A 9169-nucleotide genomic window follows, 5' to 3' on the forward strand; every position below is an offset into this window, starting at 1 on the left:
CAGTTTGAAAGTCAGTTCCCACAAGAAAAACCTAAGGCTACTTCTGCTGGGTTTGGCGGCGATGTTGATAGGGCTAGTCGCCTGTATAAGGACCTCACTGACGGTTATGCGAGACACATGACTGTGGAAGAGCTTATCAAAGCAGGTAAGGAATGACCTATGGCTGGTAAGATCAAAAAACCTAACTTGAAGAAGACCTTCGCAGGGCATCAGAGGTTAGACGAGGCTGTGAAAGCCAAGACTTTCTACTTGTCAGATGAGTTCAAACATCAAATCAGCGAAGTGTCAGGTCAGAACAAGGCTAGGAAAAAACCCTCGGAGATACGCAGAAGAGTGCTGTTGATAAGCTGAACCGTGAGCGTGGCGATGGTGTTGGAGACCAAATCAGGTCTTTAAAGCGGTAGAAAGCAACCCCGTGTCAGTGGTTCTGCGAGGTTCTCTATGAGGTTGTTTTTAGATTTTGCGTCCCGGATTTTCTCTTAAACTTCAACAGTTAATGATTGTTTTGGTTCCGTGAGAGGGCATCAAAGAACGCTTCATGATCTTCAAGCATATTTGTGTCTTGTTGTGATAGCCCCTAGGCAAGCGGCGGGTGATGCATAAAAATCAGTGCAGGTTAGTTTGGGGTATTGCCCAAAGTTTCATCCAGCAAAGCAAGTCGTGTCGGACAGAGCTCGCCTGCGTGTGAGCCGACCTTATGCATATCGAGACAGATCACAGTCTCAACTGAGGTTTCAATCGCGTACTGGATGAAATCGGGCATTGTGGTTTTTGGTAGGGGCAGGTGATCGCGCAGATACGCGCGCTCGTCATGGATGCCCATCATTGGAAAAACCGAAATCTTCGACTCGTACAGGACCTTTTGCAGCGCCGCATAGTCCTCAGGGTCGTGCCCCGCGAGATCACCTGAGATTACTAGCATATCCGCATCCGCATAATGTGCGTTCGCGTACTCTAGTGCCGTCTCTAAGCGCATGCGCGGATCAAGCCCTTCAATACGCCCCGCACGTTGAAAATGTGGGTCGGATATCCAGACGATCTTGATCATGCGCATTCCTTTGGTGGGGAACTAGACCTTAAGTTGGGACGCGGCCCTTGCAAGCTCTGTGATTGCAGCCCAATCGCGCGCGTTGATCAAATCTTTGGGGCAGATCCAGCTACCACCTGCGCAGATCGTGTTGGACAGGCTCAGATAATCATTCGCGTTTTTTGGGCTGACGCCGCCTGTGGGGCAGAAACGGATCTGTGGGATAGGCGAACCGATGGCTTTCAGCGCCGCCGCACCGCCGGAGGCTTCAGCAGGGAAGAACTTTTGCACGGTATAGCCACGCTCCAGCAGACGCATTGCTTCGGACGCAGTCGCAGCACCGGGGAGGAGGGGGAGGTCCGCGGCTTCGCAGGCATCAAGCAAAACGTCCGTTGCACCGGGTGAGACGCCGAATTTCGCACCAGCAGCAACCGCCGCCGTCACATCCTCTGGTGTAAGTAAAGTGCCTGCGCCGACAACGCCGCCCTCGACCTTGGCCATTTCAGCGATAACGTCCAATGCGGCATCCGTGCGCAAAGTGACTTCCAAAGCAGGCAAGCCACCAGCGACCAGCGCGCGCGCCAAGTCCTGTGCGATGCTTGCGTCTTCGACAACCAATACAGGTACGATGGGGGCAAGTTGGCAAATCTCACGCGCTTTTGCGCTGGCATCTTGTGGTGTGATCATCTGTGCAATTCCTTATACGACGACGCCTGCGCCTGTATCGGCGCTGCCAACAGTTTGGCGAAAGACATCAAAAAGTTCACGGCCAACGCCGTTGCCATTGTGGCTAAGATCAGGGGTGGCAGGCGCGCGATCCATCGCACCTTTGGTGAGGCATTCAAGGGTTCCATTCGTCGCATCTACGCGAATGATATCACCATTTTGAATACGCGAGAGCGGACCGCCTGCAGCGGCTTCTGGGCTAACATGAATGCAAGAGGGCACTTTACCTGAGGCACCCGACATGCGCCCATCAGTGACAAGCGCGACGTTAATGCCGCGTTGCTGGGTGACTGATAGGGCCGGTGTGAGGCCGTGAAGCTCGGGCATACCGTTGGCCTTGGGGCCTTGGAAGCGCACAACAATGACTAGATCAGATGTGAACTCGCCGGCTTTAAAGGCGTCTTTTACCGCGTCCTGGCTCTCAAACACGCGCGCGGGGGCTTCGACCACGTGACGCTCGGGGGCGACGGCAGAGACTTTCATCATGCCGTGACCCAGATTGCCTTTGAGTTGTTTAAGACCCCCGCTGGATTGGAACGGATCCTCAGCAGTGCGCAGGATCTTGTCATTCGCGCTGTCCTTTGCGCCGTCACGGAAGATCAAGGCACCGCCATCAAGGGCAGGTTCCTGCGCGTGCAGGCCAAGACTATCGCCTGCCACGGTCTTCACATCTTCATGCAACAGACCAGCGTCCAGCAAACGGCCAATCATATAGGGCAGGCCACCTGCGGCGTGAAAATGGTTCACATCCGCGAGGCCGTTTGGATAGACTTTCGCCATCAGCGGCACGATTGAGGAGATCGCATCGAAATCTTCAAGGCGTAGATCTACACCCGCGGCGCGCGCCATGGCAGGCAGATGCAGCACGAGATTGGTTGAACCTCCTGTCGCCATTAACCCAACAATGCCGTTCACAAAGGCTTTTGCATCCAAGATATCACAGACAGGGCGGTAATCATTGCCAAGGGCGGTAATAGAAAGCGCGCGTCTTGCGGCTTCGCAGGTGAGGGCATCGCGTAGTTCGGTGCCGGGATTGACGAAAGAGGAGCCGGGTAAATGCAGGCCCATAAACTCCATCAGCATCTGGTTGGAGTTGGCTGTTCCGTAAAATGTACATGTGCCTGCGGAGTGATACGAGGCCATTTCCGCCTTCATTAGGGCTGCGCGATCGACCTTGCCTTGGGCAAATTCATTGCGCACGCGTGACTTTTCATCGTTGGGCAAACCTGATTGCATGGGGCCAGCGGGCACGAAGATGCCTGGAATGTAACCGAAGGTTGCAGCCGCGATAATCAAACCGGGCACAATTTTGTCGCAGACACCCAAGTAGGCGGCGGCATCGAATGTGTTGTGTGACAAGCCGATGCCTGCGGCTAAAGCGATTACGTCTCGTGAGAAAAGCGACAGCTCCATGCCTGTTTGACCTTGGGTAACACCATCACACATGGCGGGCACACCGCCAGCTACTTGGGCTGTGCCACCTGCGGCGCGTGCGGCTTCTTTTAGGATCGCTGGATAGCCTTCAAACGGTTGATGCGCTGAGAGCATATCGTTGTAAGCAGTCACAATCCCAAGGTTCGGCGCAGGCGTTTCTGCCAAACTTTGCTGTGCATCGCCCATTGCGGCATAGGCATGAGCCTGATTGCCGCATGTCAGATGCGCGCGACGCGGACCTTCCTCAGCGGCGGCGCGCATATGGGACATATATTTGGAACGACGATCATGGGAGCGTTCCAAAATGCGATCTGTTGTCTGTGAGAGTACTGAATGCAAGCTCATGTGCGAAGTCGTCCTATTGCTCAGAAAGTGTGAGTCTAGCGTAATTTCGTGTCCTATAATGTATGTTAGCGCTAACGTCGAGTGATCCCAAGAAGCTAGCTCAAATTATTTTTGCCTGATATTCAGGATAATTTAGTTCATCTAAAGCCGTGTTTCGACCCTCTAATAATCACTACCCAGTCACGCCGCTGCCCCATTTCCGCCTTGCTTAATTACCATCTTGTGGTTGCACACAGAGAAAAGCCATGACCAGAGAGTCAGGAGGGCGAAATGAAGAAAATTCGCGTAGCCATGATGGCGCTTGCCGCAGTCGCTGTATCAGCCTGATCCGGTCCGCAGACCGCCAGCCTAAATGCGACAAATGACGTTGCACCAAAAGCGACCCAAGTGTTCCAGCCTGCACGCGACACCTCTCAGCACTGCGTCTTTGCTCCAGACATCAATATTGCACGGATTACAGTCGATGTTACGCGTTCTTTGAAAGTGTTTGAAAAGAACAGTTATCACCCCAGGGGTGATATCGTCTGGCGTGGAGATCTATTTGGTGACCGCCATGCGCAAGTCGCAGCAATTTTAGATCAAAGCGGGCGCAATGCAGAGGCTAAGCTTCAAGGAAGTCGTCCCGTACATGTTCACTTTCAAGTCACCCGTTTTCACAGTGTGTCCGAAAAAGCTCGCTACAAAACAGGTGGTGTTCATAATATGAACTTCCTAGTGACGCTTCTTGACCCTGAAACAGGTGCTACACTCCGACCTGCGCGTCAGATGGTCCCCAACCATGATACGCTATGTGGGAATGACGCTATACAAGCGGATGATCGCGGGGATAAGCAGAAACACCGTGTGACCTCCTTCTTGTCGCAGGTTATTCAAACCGAACTAACGCAGCCACACGGCTATGTTGACGGCAATTCGGGGCTCTTTGTTGCCCTAAACCGCAAGTGATCCTTTTCAGTCACCGATGAAATCGCTAAGAGGACGCTATGACAGCGTCCCCTTTTCCCGTCCTTCGCCTTAAACCCAAAGCCAACGCCCGTGCGATCCGTCACGGTGCACCTTGGGTTTATGATAATGAACTCGTGCTTGATCGGCGCAGTAAAAACCTTGCACCTGGAACGATTGCCGTGCTGGAGGATGCAGAACGCAATCCGATGGGTCTGGTCGCCGCCAACCCACTGTCGCGCATCACCGCACGTATGATTGAGCGCGATGTGAGCGCCGCAATTGATCAGGCTTGGTTCGAAGCGAAGATAAAGCGCGCCCTCGAATTGCGAGAGCGTCTGTTCGATCAACCCTTCTATCGCTTGATCCACGCGGAAGCCGATGGTCTGCCGGGCTTGGTGGTTGACCGTTTTGAAAATGCTTTGGTTGTGCAACCGAATGCTGCGTGGCTTGAGGTTCTGATAGAGCCGCTGGCAAATGCTTTGGTAGAAGTCACAGGGGCGACGACAATCCTTAAAAATGCAGCAGGGCGCACGCGTGTGCTTGAAGGCTTAGATGACGAAAACGGGGTGCTTTTGGGCACGGCACCTGATGCCCCTGTTATGGTCCCGATGAATGGCGCACACTACGCTGCCGATCTGACGGGTGGTCAGAAAACTGGCCTGTTTTACGATCAACGTCCTAACCACGCATTTGCTGCACGCTTGAGCGAGGGCGCGGATGTTTTGGACGTGTTTTCACACGTGGGCGGGTTCGGCTTGGCGGCCCTTGCGGGGGGCGCAAAATCAGCGCTTTGTGTGGATGGCTCCGCACCTGCGCTGGCTTTGGCCGAGCTTGGGGCGAAAGACGCTGGATTTGACGATAAGATGAGCACGCGCAAAGGCGATGCCTTTGATGTGTTGGAAGCTTTGGGCAAAGACGGCGCTCAATATGATGTGGTGATCTGTGATCCGCCTGCATTTGCGCCGGGCAAAGCAAAGCTGGAAGTGGGTTTGCGCGCCTACGAGCGTCTTGCAAAAATGGCGGCCCCTTTGGTTAAAGAGGGCGGCTATTTGGTACTCTGTTCTTGTTCGCATGCGGCGGATCTCGGTAAATTCCGCTTTGCTTGTACGCGTGGCATAGGTCGTGCGGATTGCGCAGGATCGCTTATTCATACGGGCTTTGCGGGGCCGGATCACCCGTTGATGCCGCAATTGGCGGAAAGTGGTTATCTCAAAGCGTTGTTTTATCGTCTGTGAAACTGCTTCTGGATACATGCGTATTGTATCCGACGGTGATGCGCGAGATGTTGATAGGCGCTGCGAAAGCAGGCGCGTTTGAACCACGTTGGTCTGCGCGCGTCCTTGAAGAATGGCGGCGGGCGGCCTTGAAACATGGCGAGACTGCTGGGCTGCAAGTAGAAAGCGAAGCGCTGTTCCTAAAGATCGCCTTTCCCAACGCATCGGTGCAGATCGCAAAGGATCAGCAGGCGCGCTTCTGGTTACCTGACCCTTCAGACATCCATGTGCTCGCGGCTGCGGTGATTGGCGGTGCTGATGGTATTGTTACCTTGAACAACAAGGACTTCCCCGAGGATATCCTAGCAGAAGAGTGCCTGACACGAGTCAACCCCGATGCATTGTTAGTTGGTATTTGGCAAACGGACCCTGATATGGTGACTACGTTGGCGCAGGAGGTGCTGGACAAAGCCAATCAGCTTTCCAACAAGCTGTGGACAGTGAAGGCACTGATGAAAAAGGCGCGTTTACATCGGCTTGGGGCTGCGTTGTCAAAGGCCTAAAGGCGCGGTCTAGCGCCAGCGATCTTCGAGCTTTTCAAGCGCAGCAATACGCTCTTCCGTCTTTGGATGACTTAACAACCATGCAGGCGCGCGTCCGGCTTGGCTTTTGGTCAAGGCGTCAAGTTTGCGAAACAAGGAGATTTGAGCGCTGACGCCGATCCCAGATTTGGTAAGCAACGCGGCCGCATAAGCGTCGGCTTCATATTCGTCACTGCGCGACAAGCGTGCCGCAAGTAGGGATGTTAGCATGTTGGCAATCCAAGGCCCAACACTTGGAATAAACCGACCGATCACCATCGCAAGGGCGGTGCGTAAGGCATTCTGACCGGAGAAATCAATCATCCGCCGACGCGAATGCCCCAAGGCGACATGGCCCAGCTCGTGGGCGATCACAGAGGCAAGTTCATCACCGCTCACATCGCCGTTGAGGAATTTTTTGTAGAACCCGCGCGTGATGAATATTCGACCATCGGGGGCGGCGAGGCCGTTAACTGGCTCAATCTCATAGATATGTACGCGAATGCGCGGGAGATCGAGGGAGGTCGCCATGGCATGCACAATCGGTTTTAGAGTGGGATCCGCCAGCTCGGTGGACTGCGCGTCCAATTCCCGGCTCGTACGCCAGATGGAAAAACGATACATTGCGATGCCATAGACAATGGCGAGCAGGATGGGGGCAAACTTCAACATGCTATAGATATGTGCTACAACAAGTCTTGCAGCAAGTAATTAGCCAAGGAATATGCCGACGATCACCATCATTAGGCCAATCACGGACAAGAACAGAGATCCCAAGTTAAGAGGTAGAACTTTTTGCACCGCTGCACGCAGGCTTTCATCGTCTAGACCCGCCTTGCGTGCACGATTGACGCGAATGATGCTCACAACAAGTCCCACGAGCCCCAAGCAAGACACTGCGGCCCCTGACCAGATCAAACCATCCATTGCGCTTATCCTTTGCACATTTTCACTGTGCATCGCCTAACCTGCACAGGTCCGTCCCGCAAGCCCTTGCAGCGTCGTGGGCAGAGCGCTAAAGAAAGGTTCATTCTTTTCTAATGCTCGGAGTTCCAAATGTCAGATGTAATCAGCGATACCAGCTACCGCGTGACCGCAGACGAGCTCCGTCAATTTATTGAACGTCTTGAGCGTCTTGATCAGGAAAAGAAGGATCTTGCGGAGCAAAGCAAAGAGGTCATGGCCGAAGCAAAAGGGCGCGGATATGACACAAAAGTCATTCGCAAGGTCATCGCACTACGCAAGCGCGAACCAGACGATATAGCAGAAGAAGAAGCGGTTTTGGAAATGTATAAAGAAGCGCTTGGGATGCAGGGCTAACCGCGCGGCTCTACATTAAGGTTCGAGCAGTTCGACACCGGGAATGCGACTGGTCGTAAACAGATCTTCTTCGTGTTGCTCAGTTAATTGCTCAATCAGCGGGTCAGTCCAGCCGTCTAGACCGACCTCTTCCTCGACCATATCGTCGATTGCAAACTTATACAAAAACGTGGTGATCACCTGCTGCGTTTGCATGTTGGGATGGCTCTCAATATAGCCTTTAAAGCGGGTCATACCCTCCACGCTCATGATTTCCGCGAGCAGATCATAACCACCCTCAATTGGCTCATTCGCAGAGATACCTGCAATCTCGCGCAACAATTCCCCCTCCCCCCAAAAAAATCATCGGGGCATCTTCATACCACCACACGATGATGCGCACGTTTGGTGCTTCTTGGCTAATATTGGTGATGAGATCTGACCAGAGAATGTCGCGTGGATCAGCGCCATCGAGAAACTCGATGAACTGGGTGTGCGGTGTTGCGGCATACATCGCGGGCAGGTGGGTCACAGGGTTGCGAATGCTGAGAAAAAGCTCAACCTCATCATCAGGAAACAGATGTGTGAGATAGGCAAGTCGTGACCCCGCCAAAGGATAAATCCGACCTTTGTTGAAGGTGATTTTGAGCACGCAAAAGAAGTTCCGACTATGCAGTATCAGCCGATCCACTTCAGGCTTATCGATATCCATGATCGCATCGAGAAAAGCCATGCGCGAACCCGGTCCGACCGCGCGCTTGGAGAGCGCTTTGACGGTAGCGCTTAGCAATTGGGTGATGGCGTGGACGTGGCAAGGCAATCCCGCGCGCCTGAAACGCCGCACGATTTTTGAAGAGCGTCTTCAGGAGCCTACCGTCATCCGTACAATGAGCGCCCGCGTGGAGTATGACCTGCATCCGCGCCTGCTTTTCGCTGATCTGCTTTGGTCTTGTGATAAAAGTGGTTTTGGCGACATTTAAACCGATTTCAAGGTTGGTATGAGTGATGTTGCTGCACCTCGGAATTGGGTACTTTGCCTCCCTCCGCCCCCCTGAAACTTCCTTCAGTTTGGTTTAGGGTTTGCGCAAGCTTTCGACGGAATAAATAAGTGCAAAATAGCCGATTTAATGCAGCTTAGATTATAGGGATGATCAAAAAACAGAAAGCTGCGTGCAATCACGGGCGAAAATTCCAAATTGAAACGTCTGCTGGCTGACACGATGCTGGACAACGTCAAACCGCACTCATTACTGGAACACCAGACACCGCAAAATCGCGCCGAGTGCTTGAGCAATTGTAAGGTTCCGCGCACGGCGCGTTTGCCCAAAAGGAAACCGGAGAATACGAAAGCCAAACTCGCAAACGCTCGTTATGAATGAGGGAGCCTCGGGGAGAAGGTCAGGAGCAAAACAGCTGTTCATCAGAGCGCTGATCTTGGTTCACGTGAGCAAGTTGCATCAAAGAGAAGAGGTCGGCAGATTTTTTTTCGACTTTTGCAAAAAACCCTCTTGCGAGTACGCCAGTCTCTTTGTATTCGCATCCTCAGTGCCCCTATAGCTCAGCTGGTAGAGCAATTGATTTGTAATCAATAGGTCCGC

The 9169-nt window shown here is 53.2% G+C and carries 13 protein-coding genes; 6 read left to right on the plus strand and 7 right to left on the minus strand.

All coding sequences use genetic code 11. The features are described 5' to 3' along the window. Nucleotides 1-159: 159 nt before the first annotated feature. Nucleotides 160-351, plus strand: a complete 192-nt coding sequence (locus QZ280_RS03480) for a hypothetical protein (protein WP_293441144.1) — start codon at nucleotides 160-162, stop codon at nucleotides 349-351. 265 nt (nucleotides 352-616) lie between these two features. Here the strand turns inward: QZ280_RS03480 and QZ280_RS03485 are convergent, their stop codons facing one another. Genes QZ280_RS03485 through edd form a run of 3 tightly spaced genes read right to left on the minus strand, consistent with a single transcriptional unit; the run spans nucleotide 617 to nucleotide 3532 of the window. Continuing rightward, nucleotides 617-1048, minus strand: a complete 432-nt coding sequence (locus QZ280_RS03485; RefSeq protein WP_293441146.1) for a metallophosphoesterase — start codon at nucleotides 1046-1048, stop codon at nucleotides 617-619. Between the two features lie 21 nt (nucleotides 1049-1069). Next, nucleotides 1070-1714 (minus strand): bifunctional 4-hydroxy-2-oxoglutarate aldolase/2-dehydro-3-deoxy-phosphogluconate aldolase, encoded by a 645-nt coding sequence (gene eda / locus QZ280_RS03490; RefSeq protein ID WP_293441147.1) that lies wholly within the window; start codon nucleotides 1712-1714, stop codon nucleotides 1070-1072. Between the two features lie 12 nt (nucleotides 1715-1726). After that, on the minus strand, nucleotides 1727-3532 hold the full coding sequence (gene edd, locus QZ280_RS03495; protein ID WP_293441148.1) for a phosphogluconate dehydratase: 1806 nt from the start codon (nucleotides 3530-3532) through the stop codon (nucleotides 1727-1729). Between the two features lie 387 nt (nucleotides 3533-3919). Here edd and QZ280_RS03500 point away from each other — a divergent pair, with 387 nt between their 5' ends. The 3 genes from QZ280_RS03500 to QZ280_RS03510 are packed head-to-tail and all read left to right on the plus strand — an operon-like array spanning nucleotide 3920 to nucleotide 6254. Continuing rightward, on the plus strand, nucleotides 3920-4477 hold the full coding sequence (locus QZ280_RS03500; RefSeq protein ID WP_293441149.1) for a DUF6778 family protein: 558 nt from the start codon (nucleotides 3920-3922) through the stop codon (nucleotides 4475-4477). Nucleotides 4478-4515: 38 nt separating this feature from the next. Next, a complete protein-coding gene (locus tag QZ280_RS03505; protein WP_293441150.1) occupies nucleotides 4516-5712 on the plus strand; it encodes an RSP_2647 family RNA methyltransferase in 1197 nt (398 codons plus the stop codon). After that, nucleotides 5709-6254, plus strand: a complete 546-nt coding sequence (locus tag QZ280_RS03510) for an RSP_2648 family PIN domain-containing protein (protein ID WP_293441151.1) — start codon at nucleotides 5709-5711, stop codon at nucleotides 6252-6254. The genes QZ280_RS03505 and QZ280_RS03510 overlap by 4 nt, the downstream gene beginning before the upstream one ends. Before the next feature lie 9 nt (nucleotides 6255-6263). Here QZ280_RS03510 and QZ280_RS03515 read toward each other — a convergent pair whose 3' ends face one another. Then, complete coding sequence (locus QZ280_RS03515) at nucleotides 6264-6944, minus strand: M48 family metalloprotease (protein ID WP_293441152.1); 681 nt, start codon at nucleotides 6942-6944, stop codon at nucleotides 6264-6266. Between the two features lie 39 nt (nucleotides 6945-6983). After that, the gene (locus QZ280_RS03520; RefSeq protein ID WP_293441154.1) at nucleotides 6984-7199 is read right to left on the minus strand and encodes a hypothetical protein; all 216 of its coding nucleotides are present in this window, start codon (nucleotides 7197-7199) and stop codon (nucleotides 6984-6986) included. Between the two features lie 129 nt (nucleotides 7200-7328). Between QZ280_RS03520 and QZ280_RS03525 the strand changes: the two genes are divergently transcribed. After that, complete coding sequence (locus QZ280_RS03525; protein ID WP_009830649.1) at nucleotides 7329-7592, plus strand: DUF2312 domain-containing protein; 264 nt, start codon at nucleotides 7329-7331, stop codon at nucleotides 7590-7592. Between the two features lie 15 nt (nucleotides 7593-7607). Here the strand turns inward: QZ280_RS03525 and QZ280_RS03530 are convergent, their stop codons facing one another. Together QZ280_RS03530 and QZ280_RS03535 are read right to left on the minus strand one after the other, a co-directional pair. Next, a complete protein-coding gene (locus QZ280_RS03530; RefSeq protein ID WP_293441158.1) occupies nucleotides 7608-7910 on the minus strand; it encodes a hypothetical protein in 303 nt (100 codons plus the stop codon). Continuing rightward, nucleotides 7879-8304, minus strand: a complete 426-nt coding sequence (locus QZ280_RS03535) for a hypothetical protein (protein ID WP_293441159.1) — start codon at nucleotides 8302-8304, stop codon at nucleotides 7879-7881. Before QZ280_RS03535 ends, QZ280_RS03530 begins: the two co-directional genes overlap by 32 nt. Here QZ280_RS03535 and QZ280_RS03540 point away from each other — a divergent pair. After that, nucleotides 8303-8551 (plus strand): hypothetical protein, encoded by a 249-nt coding sequence (locus QZ280_RS03540; protein ID WP_293441160.1) that lies wholly within the window; start codon nucleotides 8303-8305, stop codon nucleotides 8549-8551. The genes QZ280_RS03535 and QZ280_RS03540 overlap by 2 nt on opposite strands. Nucleotides 8552-9169 lie beyond the last annotated feature (618 nt).

This window comes from Planktotalea sp. (genome assembly GCF_018607995.1).
Classification (GTDB): domain Bacteria; phylum Pseudomonadota; class Alphaproteobacteria; order Rhodobacterales; family Rhodobacteraceae; genus Planktotalea.

Excerpts from the sequence above, each read along its gene's own strand:
- QZ280_RS03480 (WP_293441144.1), top strand. The coding sequence starts at position 160 with ATGGCTGGTAAGATCAAAAAACCTAACTTGAAGAAGACCTTCGCAGGG.
- QZ280_RS03485 (WP_293441146.1), bottom strand. The coding sequence starts at position 1,048 with ATGATCAAGATCGTCTGGATATCCGACCCACATTTTCAACGTGCGGGG.
- eda (WP_293441147.1), bottom strand. The coding sequence starts at position 1,714 with ATGATCACACCACAAGATGCCAGCGCAAAAGCGCGTGAGATTTGCCAA.
- edd (WP_293441148.1), bottom strand. The coding sequence starts at position 3,532 with ATGAGCTTGCATTCAGTACTCTCACAGACAACAGATCGCATTTTGGAA.
- QZ280_RS03505 (WP_293441150.1), top strand. The coding sequence starts at position 4,516 with ATGACAGCGTCCCCTTTTCCCGTCCTTCGCCTTAAACCCAAAGCCAAC.
- QZ280_RS03515 (WP_293441152.1), bottom strand. The coding sequence starts at position 6,944 with ATGTTGAAGTTTGCCCCCATCCTGCTCGCCATTGTCTATGGCATCGCA.
- QZ280_RS03520 (WP_293441154.1), bottom strand. The coding sequence starts at position 7,199 with ATGGATGGTTTGATCTGGTCAGGGGCCGCAGTGTCTTGCTTGGGGCTC.
- QZ280_RS03525 (WP_009830649.1), top strand. The coding sequence starts at position 7,329 with ATGTCAGATGTAATCAGCGATACCAGCTACCGCGTGACCGCAGACGAG.
- QZ280_RS03540 (WP_293441160.1), top strand. The coding sequence starts at position 8,303 with ATGCGCGAACCCGGTCCGACCGCGCGCTTGGAGAGCGCTTTGACGGTA.
- QZ280_RS03535 (WP_293441159.1), bottom strand. The coding sequence starts at position 8,304 with ATGGCTTTTCTCGATGCGATCATGGATATCGATAAGCCTGAAGTGGAT.